The organism is Streptomyces sp. NPDC001858 (assembly GCF_053594615.1).
On record NZ_JBSFEV010000061.1, the window covers coordinates 13,009 to 31,778 of the forward strand.

19 protein-coding genes and 1 pseudogene are annotated in these 18,770 nt (G+C 69.8%); 15 read left to right on the forward strand and 5 right to left on the reverse strand.

Translation table 11 applies throughout. The features are described 5' to 3' along the window. Positions 1-247: 247 nt before the first annotated feature. The 5 genes from ACWCPF_RS42415 (at position 248) to ACWCPF_RS42435 (ending at position 4,405) form a co-directional block, all read left to right on the forward strand. Entirely contained in the window at positions 248-721 is a 474-nt protein-coding gene (locus ACWCPF_RS42415) for a carboxymuconolactone decarboxylase family protein (protein ID WP_451050493.1), read from the forward strand. 161 nt (positions 722-882) lie between these two features. Beyond that, a complete protein-coding gene (locus tag ACWCPF_RS42420; RefSeq protein WP_451050494.1) occupies positions 883-1,758 on the forward strand; it encodes a patatin-like phospholipase family protein in 876 nt (291 codons plus the stop codon). Next, entirely contained in the window at positions 1,755-2,978 is a 1,224-nt protein-coding gene (locus ACWCPF_RS42425) for a macrolide family glycosyltransferase (RefSeq protein ID WP_451050495.1), read from the forward strand. The genes ACWCPF_RS42420 and ACWCPF_RS42425 overlap by 4 nt, the downstream gene beginning before the upstream one ends. Before the next feature lie 3 nt (positions 2,979-2,981). Further along, a complete protein-coding gene (locus ACWCPF_RS42430) occupies positions 2,982-3,470 on the forward strand; it encodes a hypothetical protein (RefSeq protein ID WP_451050496.1) in 489 nt (162 codons plus the stop codon). Further along, positions 3,467-4,405, forward strand: a complete 939-nt coding sequence (locus tag ACWCPF_RS42435) for a hypothetical protein (protein WP_451050497.1) — start codon at positions 3,467-3,469, stop codon at positions 4,403-4,405. Before ACWCPF_RS42430 ends, ACWCPF_RS42435 begins: the two co-directional genes overlap by 4 nt. Before the next feature lie 222 nt (positions 4,406-4,627). Here ACWCPF_RS42435 and ACWCPF_RS42440 read toward each other — a convergent pair whose 3' ends face one another. Next, positions 4,628-5,557: a UTP--glucose-1-phosphate uridylyltransferase gene (locus ACWCPF_RS42440; protein ID WP_451050498.1), complete on the reverse strand. Its 930-nt coding sequence runs from the start codon at positions 5,555-5,557 to the stop codon at positions 4,628-4,630. A 144-nt stretch (positions 5,558-5,701) separates the two neighbouring features. Then, the gene (locus ACWCPF_RS42445; RefSeq protein ID WP_451050511.1) at positions 5,702-6,088 is read right to left on the reverse strand and encodes a cupin domain-containing protein; all 387 of its coding nucleotides are present in this window, start codon (positions 6,086-6,088) and stop codon (positions 5,702-5,704) included. Between the two features lie 187 nt (positions 6,089-6,275). Here ACWCPF_RS42445 and ACWCPF_RS42450 point away from each other — a divergent pair, with 187 nt between their 5' ends. The 9 genes from ACWCPF_RS42450 (at position 6,276) to ACWCPF_RS42490 (ending at position 15,821) form a co-directional block, all read left to right on the forward strand. Beyond that, a complete protein-coding gene (locus tag ACWCPF_RS42450; protein WP_451050499.1) occupies positions 6,276-7,019 on the forward strand; it encodes an SDR family oxidoreductase in 744 nt (247 codons plus the stop codon). Between the two features lie 3 nt (positions 7,020-7,022). Continuing rightward, positions 7,023-9,674 carry a pyruvate dehydrogenase (acetyl-transferring), homodimeric type gene (aceE, locus tag ACWCPF_RS42455; RefSeq protein ID WP_451050500.1) on the forward strand — a complete coding sequence of 884 codons (2,652 nt, stop codon included), beginning with the start codon at positions 7,023-7,025 and terminating at the stop codon, positions 9,672-9,674. A 48-nt stretch (positions 9,675-9,722) separates the two neighbouring features. Then, the gene (locus ACWCPF_RS42460) at positions 9,723-10,544 is read left to right on the forward strand and encodes a class I SAM-dependent methyltransferase (protein WP_451050501.1); all 822 of its coding nucleotides are present in this window, start codon (positions 9,723-9,725) and stop codon (positions 10,542-10,544) included. Positions 10,545-10,630: 86 nt separating this feature from the next. After that, the gene (locus tag ACWCPF_RS42465; protein ID WP_451050502.1) at positions 10,631-11,527 is read left to right on the forward strand and encodes an RNA polymerase sigma-70 factor; all 897 of its coding nucleotides are present in this window, start codon (positions 10,631-10,633) and stop codon (positions 11,525-11,527) included. 122 nt (positions 11,528-11,649) lie between these two features. Beyond that, positions 11,650-12,174, forward strand: a complete 525-nt coding sequence (locus ACWCPF_RS42470; protein WP_451050503.1) for an Ohr family peroxiredoxin — start codon at positions 11,650-11,652, stop codon at positions 12,172-12,174. 171 nt (positions 12,175-12,345) lie between these two features. Next, complete coding sequence (locus ACWCPF_RS42475; protein WP_451050512.1) at positions 12,346-14,046, forward strand: L-aspartate oxidase; 1,701 nt, start codon at positions 12,346-12,348, stop codon at positions 14,044-14,046. A gap of 115 nt (positions 14,047-14,161) precedes the next feature. Further along, the gene (locus ACWCPF_RS42480; RefSeq protein ID WP_451050504.1) at positions 14,162-14,908 is read left to right on the forward strand and encodes an SDR family oxidoreductase; all 747 of its coding nucleotides are present in this window, start codon (positions 14,162-14,164) and stop codon (positions 14,906-14,908) included. Positions 14,909-15,035: 127 nt separating this feature from the next. Beyond that, positions 15,036-15,635 (forward strand): YceI family protein, encoded by a 600-nt coding sequence (locus ACWCPF_RS42485; RefSeq protein ID WP_451050505.1) that lies wholly within the window; start codon positions 15,036-15,038, stop codon positions 15,633-15,635. Between the two features lie 15 nt (positions 15,636-15,650). Then, positions 15,651-15,821: a hypothetical protein gene (locus ACWCPF_RS42490; RefSeq protein WP_451050506.1), complete on the forward strand. Its 171-nt coding sequence runs from the start codon at positions 15,651-15,653 to the stop codon at positions 15,819-15,821. Here ACWCPF_RS42490 and ACWCPF_RS42495 read toward each other — a convergent pair. The 3 genes from ACWCPF_RS42495 to ACWCPF_RS42505 all read right to left on the reverse strand — a co-directional run bounded on the left by ACWCPF_RS42495 (position 15,809) and on the right by ACWCPF_RS42505 (position 18,118). After that, the gene (locus ACWCPF_RS42495; protein ID WP_451050507.1) at positions 15,809-16,138 is read right to left on the reverse strand and encodes a hypothetical protein; all 330 of its coding nucleotides are present in this window, start codon (positions 16,136-16,138) and stop codon (positions 15,809-15,811) included. The two genes, ACWCPF_RS42490 and ACWCPF_RS42495, sit on opposite strands and share 13 nt — an antisense overlap. Positions 16,139-16,168: 30 nt before the next feature. Next, a complete protein-coding gene (qcrB, locus tag ACWCPF_RS42500) occupies positions 16,169-17,740 on the reverse strand; it encodes a cytochrome bc1 complex cytochrome b subunit (RefSeq protein ID WP_451050508.1) in 1,572 nt (523 codons plus the stop codon). A gap of 114 nt (positions 17,741-17,854) precedes the next feature. Beyond that, on the reverse strand, positions 17,855-18,118 hold the full coding sequence (locus tag ACWCPF_RS42505; RefSeq protein ID WP_451050509.1) for a WhiB family transcriptional regulator: 264 nt from the start codon (positions 18,116-18,118) through the stop codon (positions 17,855-17,857). 243 nt (positions 18,119-18,361) lie between these two features. Between ACWCPF_RS42505 and ACWCPF_RS42510 the strand changes: the two are divergent. Then, a pseudogene (locus ACWCPF_RS42510) lies at positions 18,362-18,770 on the forward strand (RNA polymerase subunit sigma); the annotation flags it as partial.

Here is an 18,770-nt window from a genome sequence, read left to right on the forward strand (position 1 = left end):
GGTCTGCTCGGTCGTTCTCGGGATGCGTTCAACCATGCTCTGTCCGTCCGTGGTTGAGCACCGGGAAAAGAAGCCGAAGAAGAAGCCGAAGCAGACGCGTCGGCCGTTACGGCCGGGCAGTCGTGCGGAAGGGGGCAACCTGCGAGAATAGCGAATGAGACGCACGTCACACCGGGTTACCTGTCACAGATCGCAGGGTGATCCCGGTCAGTAGTGTGTATCCGCAACACGGCAAGGAGAGAACACCGTGGAATCGCGTCTCAACTACTTCGGCCACCCCCTCGCGGGCAAGGTGCTCCGGCACATCAACTCGGCGGCCAAGCTCGTCGCCGACTCGACGCTGCCGGGCGCCACCCAGGAACTGGTGAAGATCCGCGCCAGCCAGATCAACGGCTGCGGCTTCTGCACCGACATGCACACCAAGGAAGCCACGCTCGCGGGCGAGAGCGCGCAGCGTCTTCACCTGATCGCGGCCTGGCGTGAGGCGAACGTCTTCACCGACGCCGAGCGCGCCGCCCTGGAGCTGGCCGAGCAGGGCACCCGTACCGCCGACGCCGCCGGCGGCGTCAGCGACGAGGCCTGGGCGAACGCCGCCAAGTACTACGACGAGGACCAGCTCATCTCGCTGGTCTCCCTCATCGCCATCATCAACACGTACAACCGGATCAACCTCATCATCCAGCAGCCCGCCGGCGACTACCAGCCCGGCCAGTTCGGCTGACCGGCCCACCGGCGTCAGCCGGGCCGACGGTCACACACGGTCCGTCTCCACGCCGCCCCGACCTACGGCGGGAGGCGGACTCTCCTACAAAGGAATGGTTCGTGGAGCAGCCGATGACACGCGGAACAGCACCAACGGGCTTGAACTCCCTTCCCCGTCCCGTGGCCGTGGTAGTGGGCGCGGGCGGGGTGCTGGGAGCGGCGCATGTCGGCGTCGGGTACGCGCTGGAGCAGCGCGGATTCGTCCCCGACATGATCATCGGAACCTCGGTGGGCGCCCTCAACGGGGCGATCGCGGCCGCCCATCCCCACAGTGCCGCACCGTGGCTGGACCATGTGTGGACCCAGCTGCGTCGTCGTCATGTGTATCCGCTCGGCTATCTGTCGTCGCGGGGCAGCGTCTTCACGGACCGCGGTCTGCGCCGGCTGATCGCCGGGGCCGGGCTGCCGTCGCGGATCGAGCAGTTGTCGGTCCCCTTCACGGCGGTGGCGATGGACCTGGTCACCGGCGATCCGGTGCTGCTCGACCACGGGGACCTGGAGTCCGCGCTGCTGGCCAGCGCGGCCATTCCCGGGATGCTGCCCCCGGTGGAGCGCGCGGGCCGGACCCTCGTCGACGGCGGGGTGATCGCCTATGTCCCGGTGCTGGCGGCCAGAGCGGCGGGCGCGGCCAGCGTGGTCGTGGTGGCGACCGGACCGGAGAGCTCGCCGCTGAGCCCCACCTTCTCCCGCAGCGCCGCCGCGATCGCGTCCCGGGCGGGGCTGCTCCTGCTGCACCATCAGATCGAGCGCGACCTGCACGAGGTGTCCGAGCACCTCCCGACCGTCGTGCTGCCGACCGGCGTCGAGGCATGGCCGGCTCCGTGGGACTTCGGCCACACCAAGCGGCTGATCAGCACCGCCGCGAGCGCGGCGGGGCGTTTTCTCGACGGACTGCAGATCAGCGGGCCCGGCCTGTACCGGGTGGACGATCCGCTGCCGACCACGGCCGGTCCTGGCGACGCATCGACTTCTCCCTCACTGGAGGTAGGCCCGTGAGCACCATCTCGTTCCTCAACATCGGTATGCACGGGCGCGTCAACCCGACGCTGCCGGTCGTGGCCGAGCTCATCCGGCGCGGCCACTCCGTCAGCTATCACACGACGCCCGCGTTCGCTGCCGAGATCGAGGCGACCGGTGCGACCGTGTGCGTCTACCCCGGGGGCGACCGGCCGATCGCCGATCCGCCGATGCCGGTCACGCTGGTGGAGGGGATCGCGAAGACCGCCCTGCGGGTGCTGCCCACGGTCCTCGACGAGCTGCGCGAGATCCGACCGGATCTGATCGTCCACGACAACGCCTGTCTGTGGGGGGCCATCGCCGCGCGCGAACTCAAGGTGCCGGCGGCGTCGTCGTGCACCACGTTCGCCTACAACCGGCAGGTGCCCAGCCCCACCGGTGCTTCGTGGAGCCTGTTCGCCTCGGGGACGGCCAGGCCGCGCAACGTCCAGGGCTATGTGCGGGCGCGCCGGGAGCTGCACCGCCGCTACGACGCGAGCGGGCTGCCCCCGATCGACATGGGGAACATCCGGGCGCCGCTCAATCTGGTCTACACCTCGCGGGCGTTCCAGCCCGCCGCCGACGAGTTCGACGACTCGTTCAAGTTCGTCGGCCCGAGCATCGGCGCCCGCCCGGTCGACCCGTCGTTCCAGGTCGACCGGCTGCACGACCCGGTGCTGTACGCCTCGCTGGGCACGGTGTTCAACTCCGACCCGCGGCTGCTACGCACCTTCGCCACCGCGCTGGAACCGCTCGGCGGCACCGTGATCGTCTCCACCGGGCAGACCGATCCCGCGGCGCTGGGTCCGCTGCCGGCCAATGTGCTCGCGCTGCACTCGGTGCCGCAGCCGGAGGTGCTGGCCCGGGCGGCGCTGTTCATCACCCATGGCGGGATGAACAGCGCCAACGAGGCCATGTACGCCGGGGTGCCGATGCTGGTGGTCCCGCAGGGCGCCGACCAGCCGCTGGTGGCCCGGCGCGTCGTCGAGCTGGGCGCGGGCCTGTCGCTGCGCACCCAGGACGTCTCCAAGGGCGCCGTGCGCTCCCTCGCCCGGCAGCTGCTGCACGAGCCGCGGTTCCGGGCGGCCGCGGCCACCATGCAGGCCGCCCAGCAGGAGGCGGGCGGGTACCGGCACGCGGCGGACGAGCTGGAGCAGTACCTGCGGGCGAGCGGCTCGGGCAACGCGTCGGCGCCCGTCGATCCAGCGCAGCGAGGCTGAGAGATGACACTTGCCGTCGCGGTACTGCTGGTGTTCGCCGGGATGTCGGAGGCCGCCGGGCGCATCCTGCCCCTGGTGGTACGCCGGCCCGGCATGTCACGGCCCGTCGTGGCCGGACTGCTCACGGCCGGCGGCCTCGTCGAGGGCGCCGTGTTCGCCCTGTGGCCGCTGAGCGCGTGGACGGTCGCCGAGCTGGTGCTGTCCCCTTCGCCCACGGGCGACGCGCTCGAGTGGACGCCGAGCCTGCTGGCCCCGCTGCTGCTCTCCGCCATCCTGGCGTTCCCGTTGCTCGGACCGCTGCTCCATATGTTCGTCTTCTTGGGCGTCGGCGCCACTCTGGCCGGCCCGCTCGCGGACACGACCGAGCTGGGCTGGTGGGGCGCCGCGGGGTGTGTGGCCGTCGCCGGGTTCGGGCTCGGCATCGCGGTGGAGGGCGTCCGTCGACTGGTCGTGCGGCTGAGCGCGACGGCGAAGCCGGAGGCGATCGCGTGAACCACTTCCTGCTCTGGGTCTTGGCGATCGGGCTGGGCCTGCTGGCCGAAGCCCTGGTGGCCCGCTACGAGGTGCTGGCCTACAGCGCCGGCTGGCGGGCTCCCACCACCGAGCTCCCCAAGGGCATGCCCTACGCCCGGGGCGCGGCCCCCGACGCTCCCCCGGCCGCCTACCTCGTCTACCTGGACGGCATCGGCAAGCGCCGCGTCCGGGACACCCGGGACGGCGGCCAGCTGGTCAAGGCCCTGCTCGCCGGGGCGCCGGAGCTGCGGGTGCTGGGGCAGGTGCAGCCCTACTCGCCGCTGGCCGACCCGCTCTCGGAGCGGCCGGTGTGGAAATGGCTGCGCGCACACATCGGGGTGGTGCTGTTCCTGCACAACGTGATGCAGATCTTCGTCGCCGCCGACCACCGCTACCGGCCCCTGTACAACCGGGCCGTCGGTTCGCAGATCGCCGAGCAGCTCCGGCTGGCCGGCTACCGGGCCGACAGCGGCATCCCCTTGGTGCTGCTCAGCTACAGCGGCGGCGCCCAGGTCGCCACGGGCGCGGTCCACGAGCTGCACTCCCAGTTGCGCGCCCCGCTGCTGCTGATCACGCTCGGCGGTTTCCACAACGGCGCCAACGACCTCACCGATGTGGCGCAGCTGCACCAGCTGACCAGCGCGTACGACCGGATCGAGCGGGTCGGCACCTGGATCTTCCCGCAGCGCTGGCGGCTGCTGCCGCGCAGTCAGTGGAACCGGGCCCGCCGCGCGGGGAAGATCACCGTGCATCGGCTGGATCCGGCCACCCATCTCGGGCCGCGCAGTTACATCAGTGCGGAGGGCCGGCTCCCCGACGGCCAGAGCTACCTCGAACACACCACCGACCTCGTGATCGCCCTCATCCGGGCCCACGAGGGCACGAGCGCGCCGAGCGACCACCAGGTGCCGTGAGGCCGGTTCGGCAGCGCCCTGAAGGGGCGCGGGGCGCTGACATATGCGGCTCCGCCGCGATGGGGGTCCCCCCGCTCGAGCGCAGTCGAGAGTGGGGGAGCGACCGGCCACGACGGCGCCGCAGCGGAACGACGGCGCATCGCGGCACTTCCAGCGCAGCGCTTGGTCGATGAACCGGGCCGACGGGCCGCTCGCCGAGGCGGGCGGCCCGTCGGCGGCAGGTCAGGCGTCGGCTTCCGCCTGGAGCGCGGCCGCGGGATCGCCGTCGAGGTTTGCCACCAGGTCGCGCACCAGGGGGCCGTACTCCGGGTGGGCGAGGGCGAACGCCATCTGGGCGACCAGATAGTCGGCCGGGTTGCCGGTGTCGTACCAGCGGCCCTTGATGACCTGCCCGTACACCGCGCGGGTGGCGGCGTAGGCGTTGATGGCGTGGGTCAGATAGACCTCGCCGGTCCGGTGCTCGTACCAGCGGCGGGTCTGCTCGCGCAGTTCGTCGATGATGCCGGGGGTGACCACATAGCCGCCGATGGCCGCGTACGACGACGGGGCGGAGGCGGGCTCGGGCTTCTCGACCAGTCCGGTGATGCGCAGCTGGCCGCCGCCGAGGTCCTCCTTGACGATGGGCACGCCGTAGCGCTGGGAATGGGTGGGGTCCATCGGCAGCAGGGCGAGCACCGGGCAGCCGGTCTGTTCGTACGCGCGGATCAGCTGCTGGGCGCGGGGCACGTCGGCCACGAAGACGTCGTCGGGCCACAGCACCAGCACCGGCTCGTCGCCGAAGGCCCGGGCGGCGTTCAGCACCGGGGTGCCGTTGCCGTACGGGCCGTACTGGTCCAGGTAGGTGATGTGACCCCGGCGGGCCAGCTCCGCGACCTCCTCGACGGCGTCCGCGTAGGCCGTCTTGCCGTCCGCCCGGAGCTGTTCGACGAGGGCCGGGTTGGGCCGGAAGTGGTCCTGGATGAGGCTCTTGCCGCCGGAGACGACGATGGTGATGTCGGTGATGCCGGAGTCCACCAGCTCACGGACGGTGTGCTCGATGACCGGCTTGTCGCCGACCGGGAGCATCTCCTTGGGAGTCGCCTTCGTCAGGGGCAGCAGACGGGAGCCGAGTCCGGCGGCGGGGATGACAGCCCTGCGGATCGTCGGGGACATCACGTCTCTTTCACTCGAACGGAACACCCTGCCGGCCGGCAGGGTGCGTTCCGACGCTACCCGTCGGCGGTTTTGTCGACGATGGCTGCCGTGCACCCCGGCTGTACCGGGGTGCACGGCGACCGCGCCGCACGGCAGAACGGATCAGGCCGTGGGGCGCGGAGCTCGCAGATGGGCGCGCTGAGCGAGTTCCGCCTCGTCGACCAGCGTGAGCATCGGCTGGCCCGGCGCGCACAGCATGGTGACGACGAACCGGCAGGGGGCGTCCGCGCTCGCGTTGCCGTCCTGGTAGTGGATCACGTCGCCGCCGGGCTCCCAGAACGTCTCGCCGGCCTTGACGACCCGCTCCGGCTCGCCCTCCAGCTCGAAGCGCACCTCGCCGTCGAGGACATAGCCGAAGGCCGGTCCCGAGTGGCGGTGCGGAGGGGTGCCCGCCGCTCCGGCGGGCCACTCGATCAGGAGGGTCATGCCCGAAGCGCCCTCGGGGATGTGAGGCGGCTTGGCGTCCTGCAGCACGGTCGCCGCGCTCATCCACGTCTCGGAGTTGTCTGCCACTGTGTGCTCCTTGCTCGTCGATGCAGTCAGTTCACTGCGCTCGTGCGCTGTCACCAGGAAAGACCGGACACATGGCGCATCTGTGACAGCCATCGGTGTCACAACAGTGGAGTTCGGCCTGTCGTAGCAAGTGCACATGGCCGACTCCTCGGAAGGAAACACCATGAAAATCGTCGTCGCAGGCGCCACGGGGCTGATCGGCTCCAAAACGGTCGCGAGGCTCCGCGACCACGGTGTGGAGGCGGTGCCCCTCTCCCGCGGGCACGGCGTCGACCTGATCACGGGGAAGGGGCTCGCCGAGGCCTTGCGCGGCGCCGAGGTGGTCGTGGACGTCACCGACGCGCCCGCCCGCACCGAGGACTCGGCGCTGCGCTTCTTCCGCACGGCTTCGGCCAACCTGCTCGCCGCCGCGGCGGCGGCCGGCGTCGAGCATCATGTCGTCGTGTCGATGGTGGGGGCCGAGCGGCTGCGGTCGGGGTACTTCCGCGCGAAGCTGCTGCAGGAGGAGCAGGTGCGGCACTCCCCGGTCCCGCACTCGATCGTGCGGGCCGCGCTGTCCTTCGAGTTCGTCGAGGCCATGGCTCTCGCGGACGCGCACCCGGACGGGGTCCATGTCGTGCCCGCGCTGGTGCGGCCGGTCGCGACGGGCGACATCGCCGCCGCGCTCGCACACGTCGCCGTCGGACTGCCGCTGTTCGACGCGATGGAGGCGGCCGGCCCGGAGGAGTACCGCCTGGACGACCTCACGGCGAAGCTCCTGGCCGCCAAGGGCGACGCCCGGGACGTCGTCGCCGATGCGCGCGCCGGGCTGCTCGGGGCCACCGTGCACGACGAGCGCACGCTGCTGCCCGGCCCGCAGGCCCATGTCTGCCACACGACGTTCGGCGCCTGGCTCGGGGAGCGCTGAACGATGAGCGAGCTCGACCAGCTGCCCGACCGTGACGCCGAGGAGACCCGGGAGTGGCAGGCGTCGCTCGACGCGGTGATCCGCCATGCCGGGCCCGACCGCGCCGTCTATCTGCTGCGACGCGTGCACGAGTTCGCGGCCGGGTCCGGTGTGACCCTGCCCGGGCTGCTGTCCTCGGACTACATCAACACGATCCCGGCGTCGGCCCAGCCGAGCTACCCGGGCGATGTCGCCATGGAGTCCCGGATCACCGCGCTGAACCGGTGGAACGCGGCCGCGATGGTGACCCGCGGCTCCCGTCTGGGCCTGGGCGGCCACATCTCGACGTACGCGTCGGCGGCCTGGCTCTACGAGGTCGGGTTCAACCACTTCTTCAAGGGCAAGGACGGCGACGGCTCGGGGGACCAGCTGTTCCTGCAAGGGCATGCATCGCCCGGTATCTACGCGCGGGTCTTCCTGGAGGGCCGGCTGCGCGAGGAGCAGCTGGACGGCTTCCGGCGGGAGGCCGACGGGCACGGTCTGCCGTCCTACCCGCACCCGAGGCGACTGCCCTGGCTGTGGGAGTTCCCCACCGTCTCCATGGGGCTGGGGCCGCTCGCCGCCGTGTACCAGGCCCGCTTCAACCGCTACCTGCGCGACCGGGGCATCAAGGACACGTCCGGGTCTCATGTCTGGGTCTTCCTGGGCGACGGGGAGGTGGACGAGCCGGAGGCGACGGCCGCGCTGGAACTGGCCGCCCGCGAGGGTCTCGACAACCTGACCTTCGTCGTCAACTGCAACCTCCAGCGGCTGGACGGTCCGGTGCGGGCCAACTTCAAGATCGTTCAAGAGTTGGAGGCCCGGTTCCGGGGCGCGGGCTGGCATGTGGTGAAGACCCTCTGGGGCGAGGCCTGGGACCCGGTGCTGCGCCAGGACGCGGACGGCTCCCTCGTCCACCGTCTCGGCGAGGTGCCCGATGCGCAACTCCAGACGTATGCCGCACGGGACGCCGCCTACATACGCAAACACTTTTTCACGGGCGATGCGTTGTCACACCTTTCGGCCGGGCTGAGCGACGCGCAGCTCACGGATCTCTTCTCGAACTCCCGGGGCGGACACGAGCCGCTCAAGGTGCACGCCGCCTACCGGGCCGCCGTCGACCACCGGGACGGACCCACCGTCGTCCTGGCCCAGACGGTGAAGGGCCACACGCTGGGGTCGGGCTTCGAGTCCCGCAACGCCAACCATCAGATGAAGAAGCTGACGATGGCCCAGTTCCGCGAGATGCGCGATCTGCTGGAACTGCCCATCCCCGACCGTGCGTTGAGCGGCGACCTGGTGCCGTACTGGCATCCCGGCGAGGACTCGGACGAGGTGCGGTACCTGCGAGAGCGCCGGACCGCTCTCGGCGGCCCGGCCCCGGTGCGCAGGGTGGTCGCGAAGCCGCTGGAGCAGCCGCCGGCCGGCCCCTTCGCCTCCCTCCTCAAGGGCTTCGGCACGCAGGAGGTGGCCACCACCATGGCGCTGGTCCGGCTGGTCAAGGACCTGATGCGGGTCGAGGGAACGGGACGGCGCTGGGTGCCCATCATCCCCGACGAGGCCCGCACGTTCGGGATGGAGGCCCTGTTCCCGACGGCCGGGATCTACTCGCCGAAGGGTCAGACCTACGAGCCGGTCGACATCGATCAGCTGCTGCACTACCGGGAGGCCAAGGACGGCCAGCTGATCGACGAGGGCATCACCGAAGCCGGGTCGCTGGCCGAGTTCACGGCCGCGGCGACGTCGTACGCGACGCACGGCGAACCCATGATCCCCTTCTACATCTTCTACGCGATGTTCGGATTCCAGCGCACCGGCGACCAGTTCTGGGCCCTGGCCGACCAGATGGGCCGCGGTTTCGCCGTCGGGGCGACGGCCGGCCGCACGACGATGACCGGCGAGGGACTCCAGCACGCGGACGGCCACTCCCACCTGCTGGCCTCGACGAACCCCGCCGCCGTCAGCTACGACCCCGCCTTCGCGTACGAGATCGCGGTGATCGTCAGGGAAGGCCTGCGCCGGATGTACGGCGACCGGCCGGAGGACGTCTTCTACTACCTGACGGTCTACAACGAGCCGAAGCGGCAGCCGCCCATGCCCGCCGGGCCGTCGGTCGAGGAGGGGATCCTGAAGGGCGTCTACCGCTACCGGGAGGCGGCGCCCCACGACGCGGGGCCGGCGGTCCAGTTGCTGGCCTCCGGCACGGCCATCCACTGGGCGCTGAAGGCCCAGGAGCTGCTGCTGTCCGACTGGGGCGTGCACGCCGACGTCTGGTCGGTGACGTCCTGGACGGAGCTGCGGCGCGACGCGCTGTGCGCCGACCGGGCACAGCTGCGGGGCGAGGAGCGCGTCCCGTACGTGACGGCGGCGCTGTCGGGCGCCCCGGGGCCCGTCCTGGCGGTCAGCGACTGGATGCGGCAGGTGCCGGACCAGATCAGCCAGTGGGTGGAGCAGGACTACTCGTCGCTGGGCACGGACGGCTTCGGGCTGTCGGACACCCGTGACGCGGTGCGCCGCTATTTCCGGGTGGACGCCGAGTCGATCGTCGTCGCGGCGCTGGACCGGCTGGCGCGGACCGGCGAGATCGCCCCGGACACGGTGGCCCGGGCGCGCGCCCGCTACGGCTGGGAGGGGTAGGCGCTGTGCCCGGTGTCACAGCTGGGGCATATGACTGGTCTGTTAGGTATGTACATTTCGCTAGCAGACGCACCGCTCCAGGCGCCCTTCTCGACACCGGTCGATGATCGCGGCCGGGAGCGGCAGGACGACTACGCGATCAGCGCCGAGTTCTACGACATCCTTCAGGCCGAGCGGGACGAGGCCCGGGTACGGCGGCTCTACCGCAGCCATGTCGGCCGCGCCCGGCTCGGCGTGCTGGACGTCGGCGCCGGAACCGGACGGGTCACGCTGATGAGCCTGCGGGAGTCACACGTCGCCGTGCATGCCGTCGAGCCCGCGCGCGCGATGCGTTCCCCGCTGATGACACGTCTGGCCGCCCTGCCCGCGGGCCTGCGGGCGCGGGTCACCGTGCACCCCTGCCGACTCGACGAGGCCGCGCTGCGCGGGGTGGCGGACGTCGCCGTGTGCCACAACACGATCGCCTGTCTCGACCCGGCCGCGCGGCGCGCCCTGTGGCGGGCCGCGGCCGAGGCGCTCGTGTCCGACGGCGTCCTGCTCGTCCAGCTCCCGCCCGCCCGCCTTCCGTCGCACGAGACCACGTATGTGTTCCCCGCCCAGCGGGTGGGCCGGCACGAGTACGGCGGGCTGATGCGCTCGCGGGCGGACGGCGACCGCATCCGGACCCGCTTCTCGTACTGGGTCCGGGACGAGGTCGGCTCTGGCGAGGTGCTGCGCGAGCACACCGAGACGTTCTGGCTGTGGCCGGCCTCGCGTGCGCAGCTGATCGGGGAGCTGGCCGAGTCCGGCTTCGCTCCGCCGACCGAGGACTCCGATCGGACCGTGCTGGCGGTACGACGCAGGCCGCTCGGGCTGCTCGGACGGCGCTGACACGCGTCCGAACCGACCATGGGGAGCCCCGAGCACACCGTCATGACCCGACTTGTAGCCTGGTGTCCCAACGTTGGAGGACACCCATGCGCAACGGTGATGACGCACACTCTCTCGATCGGGCGACGAGAGACTTCATCGCGGCGCGTCCCCAGCTCTTCGGCATCGCATATCGCGTGCTCGGCAGTGCGGTGGAGGCCGAGGACATCGTCCAGGAGGCGTGGCTGCGGTGGCAGACCACCGACCGCAGCGACATCCAGGAGCCGACGGCGTTCCTGGCCACGGTCACCGTCCGGCTGGCGATCAACCTGGCCCAGTCCGCCAGAATGCGGCGTGAGTCGTACGTGGGCCCCTGGCTTCCCGAGCCGGTGGACACCAGCCTGGATCCGCAGGTGGGCGCGGAGCGGGCCGAGGCGCTCGACCTCGCGGTGCTCTTCCTGCTGGAGAAGCTGAACCCGGCGGAACGGGCCGCGTACGTGCTGCGGGAAGCCTTCGACTACCCGTACCGGCGGATCGCGGACATCCTGGAGACCAGCGAGGCCAATGCGCGCCAGCTGGTGAGCCGCGGCAGGAAGCATCTGTCGGCGGAGCGCAGCGAGCCGGTCGACTCCACCACGCACCGGCGGCTGCTGGAGGTGTTCCTCGCGGCGGCGCGGACCGGCGATCTGGCGGTGCTCGAAAACGTCCTGACGACGGACGTGGTCAGCTACTCCGACGGCGGCGGAATCCGCGGGGCGTCCAAGATCCCGGTCGTCGGGCGGGCGCGCGTCGCCAAGTACCTGGCCGCCTTCGCCCCGCGTTTCTGGCCCGAGGCAGAGGTTCGCTGGGTCGAGGCCAACGGCAGACCGGCCGTCCTCGTCTCCTTCGAGGGGAACGCTGCGGCCCTGCTGTGCGCCGAGGCGTCGGCGCAGGGCATCGAGCGCCTCATGTGGGTGATGAACCCGGCCAAGCTCGCACCGTACGTCGCCTCGCTGAGCCGCTGAGGCGTCCTGGCCGTCCACCGCGGCGGCCGGTGTCACAGCACGGGCGCCCTGTCGGTCTAGTGGCTATCCGGATTCCGGGGCTTCTCTCTCGACAGGCCCCACAACGCGAAGGTGGACGGCACATGGCACTCGGCCCAGTCAGTCACGGCAACGACGAGCCGATCCGGTTGCCGGATCTGTCGATCGAGAAGGACTTCGACGGAGAGTCCTTCGCCCCGCTCTACACGACGACGGTGACGGTGGACGGCGGCTCGGCCAGTCACGGGCGCGCCTCGGGACGGGCGCGCTCCGTCGACGGCGTCCTGGACCTCGACCTGCGCACGCCCGTCGAGCTGGGCGGCGACGGCCAGGGGACGAACCCCGAACAGTTGTTCGCCGCCGGTTTCGCGGCCTGCTTCCACGGCGCGCTGAGCCTGGTGGCACGACAGGCCGGGCTCGATCCCACCACGATCTCCGTGGCGGCGACGGTCGCCTTCGGGCGGGACCCGGGAGACGGCGGCTACCTGCTCCGCGTGGACCTGGTGGTCGAGTGGCCGAACGTCGATCCCGAGCTCGCCGCCCCGCTCCTGGAGAAGGCGGACTCGCTCTGCCCCTACGCGAGGATGGTCTGGCGGGGCACACCGGCCACCATCACACTGGCTCCCTGACGGACGCGCAGCATGTGACAACATGCTGCGCCCACGCCCGCGCTCGCGCCTGGTGGGAGACGCCGCTGTCGCAGATTTCTGTCACAGATCCCGGGACTTCCTGGTCTTACTGAGTGACCAACCCGGCGATCGGAGTAGACCGTGGCTATCACCGAACAACGTCTTTCCACCATGGTGCTGGTGATCGGCACCGGAGGCGCCGGCCTGCGAGCATCGATCGAACTGGCCGAGGCCGGTATCGACGTCCTCGCGGTCGGCAAGCGCCCCAAGGAGGACGCTCATACGGCACTCGCTGCCGGAGGCATCAACGCGGCCCTGGCCACCATGGACCCCGAGGACAGCTGGCAGCAGCACGCGGCCGACACTCTCAAGGAGAGTTATCTCCTGGCCGACCCGCATACCGTCGAGATCGTGACCCAGGGCGCCGCCCGGGGCATCGACGACCTCGAACGCTATGGCATGGCCTTCGCCCGGGAGGAGGACGGCCGGATCTCGCAGCGCTTCTTCGGCGCGCACAAGTTCCGGCGCACCGCCTTCTCCGGCGACTACACGGGTCTGGAGATCCAGCGCACGCTGATCAGGCGCGCCGAACAGCTCGACATTCCCGTTCTCGAAGGCGTTTACATCACCCGGCTGCTGGTGCACGACGGCGCCGTCTTCGGCGCTTACGGCTTCGATCTCACGAACGGCACGCGTTATCTGATCCACGCCGACGCCGTGATCCTCGCGGCGGGCGGCCACACCCGGATCTGGCGGCGCACGTCCTCGCGGCGCGACGAGAACACGGGCGACTCGTTCCGCCTGGCCGTGGAGGCGGGTGCGCGCCTGCGCGACCCCGAGCTGGTCCAGTTCCACCCGTCCGGGATCATCGAGCCGGAGAGCGCGGCCGGCACCCTGGTCAGCGAGGCCGCCCGCGGTGAGGGCGGGATCCTGCGCAACGCGCTCGGCGAGCGGTTCATGAACCGCTACGACCCCGTCCGCATGGAGCTGTCCACCCGCGACCGGGTGGCGCTGGCCGCGTACACGGAGATCAAGGAGGGGCGCGGGACCCCGAAGGGCGGCATCTGGCTGGACGTCTCCCATCTGCCCCGGCAGACGATCATGACGCGGCTGCCCCGGGTCTACCAGACCCTGCTGGACCTGCAGATGCTGGACATCACCCGCGACCCGATCGAGATCGCGCCCACCGCGCACTACTCGATGGGCGGGGTGTGGGTGCGGCCCGAGGACCACAGCACCGACGTGCGCGGTCTGTTCGCCATCGGCGAGGCCTCCAGCGGACTGCACGGCGCCAACCGCCTCGGCGGCAACAGCCTCATCGAGCTGCTGGTCTTCGGCCGGCTCACCGGACAGGCGGCCGCCGCCTACTCGGAGTCCCTGACCGCGCACCCGCGCTCGGCGTCGGCGATCGCCGAGGCCCGCGCGGAGGTCGAGGACCTGCTGGCGGCCGACGGCCCGGAGAACGTGCGCGCCCTGCAGCGCGCCATCCGCAACACGATGACCGAGCACGCGGGAGTCGTACGCGACGAAGAGGGTCTGCGCACCGGTCTGGAGGAGCTGGCGGCGATCGAGAAGCGGATGGAGAACGTCGGCATCCACCCGGACATCGCCGGCTACCAGGACCTCGCGCACGCCTTCGATCTCAAGTCCTCCGCCCTGGCCGCCCGGGCCACGCTCGAAGCCGCACTGGAGCGTCGCGAGACGCGCGGCTGTCACAACCGCAGCGACTATCCCGACATGGATCCCGAGCTGCAGGTCAACCTCGTGTGGTCGCCGACGACCGGAGTCACCCGCGAGAGCATCGCGCCGATCCCGGACGAGATTTCCTCCCTCATGGCGGACGTCTCGACCGAAGGAAAGCTCGTCGAATAAATCAATCGTCGTTTTTCGCACAACTAGTGTCACAACCGGCGCCGTCGCCCGGTCTCTTCTAGTGCAGACCGAATTCGGGGCTGGCACCGTTAAAACCCTGCGAGAGGAATCCGTCATGAAGGTCGTAGTGATCGGTGGAACCGGACTCATCGGCTCCAAGCTGGTCGGGAAGCTCAAGGAGCACGGGCACGAGGCGGTCGCCGCTTCACCCAACACCGGCGTCAACACTCTGACGGGCGAAGGTCTGGCCGAGGTCCTGGAGGGCGCGTCGGTCGTGGTCGACGTGTCCAACTCCCCCTCGTGGGCGGACGACGACGTCATGGCCTTCTTCCGCACCTCGACCACCAACCTCCTCAAGGCGGAGGCGGAGGCCGGCGTGACGCACCACGTGGCGCTGTCCGTGGTCGGCACCGACCGCCTCCAGGAGAGCGGGTACTTCCGCGCCAAGCAGGCCCAGGAAGAGCTGATCAAGGAGTCCGGTCTCCCGTACTCCATCGTCCACGCCACGCAGTTCTTCGAGTTCATGAAGGGGCTCGCGGACATCTCGACCGAGGGCGACACGGTGCGTCTGGCCCCCGTCAAGATCCAGCCCATCTACTCCGACGACGTGGCCGCGGCCGTCGGCCGCACTGCGGTCGGCTCCCCGGTCAACGGGGTGGTGGAGGTCGCCGGCCCCGACGTGTTCCAGCTCGACGAGCTCATCCGCAAGGCACTCGCCGCCAAGAACGACCCCCGCACGGTCGTCGCGGACCCGAAGGCCCCGTACTCCGGTGCCCAGCTGGAGGAGACCACGCTCCTGCCGGGTCCCGACGCGCACCTCGCCGAGACCAAGCTCGCCGACTGGGCTGCCGCGCAGAAGTAAGCCCCCGCGGGCGGCCCCTGCCTTCAAGGCAGGGGCCGCCTTGCGCTCCGGCCAGGGACCAGGCGTTTCCACAGTGGGCCGGAATTCACTCCTGTCTGAGATTCACCCGGAAAGGATCCGGCCCGCCATGCAGAACCCCGAGGAAACCACTGTTCCACCCGCCGCCGGCCGCTACGAAGGGCTGACCGGCGTCTATGCCATCGATCCGGTCCACAGCTCGATCGGTTTCTCCGTCCGGCACGCGATGATCACCAATGTGCGCGGGAAATTCACCGAGTTCGAAGGACTGCTCAAGCTGGACGGGTCCGATCCCGTCCGGTCCGAGGCCCACCTCAGCGTCCAGACCGGCAGCATCGACACGGGTTCCGCGGAGCGGGACGCGCATGTCGCGGGGCCGGAGTTCTTCGACTCGACGACGTTCCCCGTCATGAGCTTCCGTTCCACCGGGATCGTGGTCGTCGGCGACGACCAGTTCCGCCTCACGGGCGCCCTGCGGATCAAGGACGTCGAACTGCCCGTCCAGATCGACCTCGAGTTCGGCGGAGCGAGCCAGGACGCCTACGGACAGCACCGCGTCGGCTTCGAGGGCACGGCCACGCTGCAGCGCTCCGACTGGGGGCTGGGCTGGAACACGGCCCTGACCACCGGTGGGGTCCTGATCAGCGACAAGGTCAAGCTGCTGCTCGACATCTCCGCGGTGCAAGTGGACCAGGCCGACGCCGCCTAGATCGGAAAAACCAGGATGACCCCAGTCACCGAGAACGGTGTCGACATCGCGGACACGGTCGTGTCACTGTCCGCGGAAGCCGCCCAGCTGCGCACGCGCGTCGACGAACTCCGCCAGGAACTCGTCGACCTCGACGCGCGGATGACAGCCATCTCCCAGGCGCTGCACCGGCTTCACTCCCACTGAGTCCCACTGAACTCCCACTGAACTCCCACTGAACGAACGAAGGGCGGGACGGCATCTCTGCCGTCCCGCCCTTCCGCGTGCGCGCGTGCGGCCGGCTCAGACGCGGTGCAGCGCGGTGCGCAGCGTGTGAACGGCCTGCCCCACCGCGGCCGTCGTGGGTTGAGCATCATGACGTCGTGCAGGATGCCGTTGATGCGGACGCTCGTGGTGGCGACCCCGGCCTGCCCGGCCTGGGTCAGGCTGCGGGCGTACGCCTCGCCCTCGTCCCGCAGCACATCGCCCGACGTGGCGGAGACCGTGAACCAGGTCTCCGCCACGTCGGGCTTCTCGATCGGCGCGGGCTGCAGTCAGAGCAGGTGCTTGTACTCCTGCTCGGTCGGCTTGGCGATCTGCGCGTCCTCGCCGTAGAAACCCCGGCTGAGTCGCGCGCGCAGGCGCTGGGAAAGACGGGATTCGCCGTTCGGGCCGGCCTCGATCGGCTGGTACTGCTCATGCTGGGTGAGCACGTGGAGCCTTTCCGGGCTCAGCGGCTCGTGCACCTCGACGAACTCACCGTGCGGAAGCCGCTTGATGATGCCGGTCTCACGGCCGTGCAGCACCTTGTCACGGTCTTGGCGCTGGAGAGCCAGCGCGATCCGACTCGCCACGACATAAGCCAGCACCGGCACGACGAACAGACCGATGCGCACCGCCCATGTCACCGATTCGACCGAGACATGGAAGCGAATCGCGATGATGTCGTTCGCGGCGCCGATCGTGGCCACCAGGTAGAAGCTGAGCCAGGCGACCCCGAGTCCCATGCGCACCGGGCGATTGCGCGGCCGGTCGAGAATGTGTTGATCACGGTTGTCGCCGGTCACCCAGGCCTCGATGAACGGATAGGCGCCCATGGCGAGGAACAGCCCCAGGCCCACCGACAGCGGGATCAGGTTGTCCAGGGCCAGGGTGTGGCCCCACAGGACGATCTCCCAGCCCGGCATGACGCGCAGCAGCCCGTCCGCCACGCCCATGTACCAGTCGGGCTGCGATCCGGCCGAGACCTGGTCCGCCCGGTAGGGGCCGTACGCCCAGACCGGGTTGATCTGCGCGACCGCGCCCATGACGAAGATGACTCCGCTGACCAGGAAGAAGAAGCCGGCGGACTTCACCGCGCGGACCTTGAGCGGAACTCCGACCACGGTCCTGGCGCTGCGTCCCGGACCCGGGTACTGGGTGTGCCGCTGGTAGAACACCAGGATCAGATGGGCCACCAGCAGACCGACCATGACGGCCGGGATGAGCAGAACGTGGATCACGTTGAAGCGCGCCACCAGCTCGTTCCCCGGGAACTCGCCTCCGAAGAGGAACATCGAGATGTAGGTTCCGACGATCGGGATGGAAAGGATCGTTCCGTGCACGACCATGAGTCCGGTGCCGGAAAGAAGGTCGTCCGGAAGGTCGTATCCCGTCAGCCCGGCGAACATTCCGAGCACGAGCAGCAGGAATCCGAAGACCCAGCTGATCTCACGAGGCTTACGGAAGGCGCCGGTGAAGAACACGCGCATCATATGGACGAGCATGGAGCCGACGAAGACCAGCGCCGCCCAGTGGTGAGCCTGCCGGATCAGCAGTCCGCCGCGGACGTCGAAGGAGATGTGCATGGTCGAATTGAACGCCTCGGACACCAGCTGACCGCGCAGCGGTGCGTAGCTGCCGGTGTACTCCACCTGGTTCATCGACGGATGGAAATACAGCGAGAGATACACGCCGGTCACGATGATGATGATGAAGCTGTAGAGGCAGATCTCGCCCAACATGAACGACCAATGGTCCGGAAAAGCCTTACGCGCTTTCGCCCTGACCTGGCTGTAGACACCCAGGCGCCCATCAGCCCATGCGGCAACCCTTTCCCCTTTTTCCATCCCCTTGCCACCGTTCATGAATCGTCCAGAAATGTTGGGCTCGAGGCATGCTTGAGGCATGCTCGAGGCACGACTGAAGTGCGCTTTCGTTCTTTAAATCAGCAACGTCACGCCTTTATGCGATGGCTGCTGTCACGCCGCGGTGACGACCGTGTCCTTGGTCTGACGGATCATGCGCCGCCTCAGGGCACGGCGTTCGCTCTCCGTCATGCCACCCCAGATGCCTTCGACCTGGCCCGCTTCCACGGCCCAGTCGCGGCACTGCTGCATGACGGGGCACCGGCCGCAGACGGCCTTCGCCTCGTCGATCTGGTCGAGTGCCGGACCGGTGCGTCCGACGGGGAAAAACAGATCAGGGTCCACACGCAGGCAAGCTGCCCGCTCGCGCCAATACACGGAGTAGCCTCCTCGTTCACAGCAGCCAGGGGAGAACAAACCGCTTTCTCGTCTCCGCGAGGCGGTACCGGTTGCTGTCCCATGTGACCGGGCGACGGACCCATCTGTGACAGGCGGCCGCTGCCACATGGCGAGTGTCACAACATGCGGGGCTGCCCGGTCTCACTGATGGAGCCGCATGCAAAAACGTGTGTCGTGCGCGAAGGGCGAAGGGCTCGCTGAAGCCGCCAGGGAGGTTGCCGAATGAACCAGGCCGACACGGCGCCGATCGGGGAGTTGCTCGACGAGCGTCGATACCTGCTGGACCTCGCGTACTGGATGCTGGGCAGCGTCGGCGAGGCGGAGAGCGTCGTCGAAGAGGCCTACAGCCGGTGGTACGGGCTGTCGGACGCGGAGCGCGCCGAGATCACCGAGCCCCGGTCATGGCTGGCGAAGACGGCCGGCGGGATCTGTCTGAGCCGACTCCCCCTGCCCGGCCGGGACGCGTCCCGGCCGCAGCAGGAACACCACACGCCGGCCCCGGCCCCGGCCCCGGTGGGGGCGCAGGTGGAGTTGGAGGAGGAGGTGAGTCGGGTGCTGCTGGCCGCGTTGGACTCCCTGACCCCGGCCGAACGCGCGGCATTCGTCCTCAACGACGTCTTCGGCATGACCC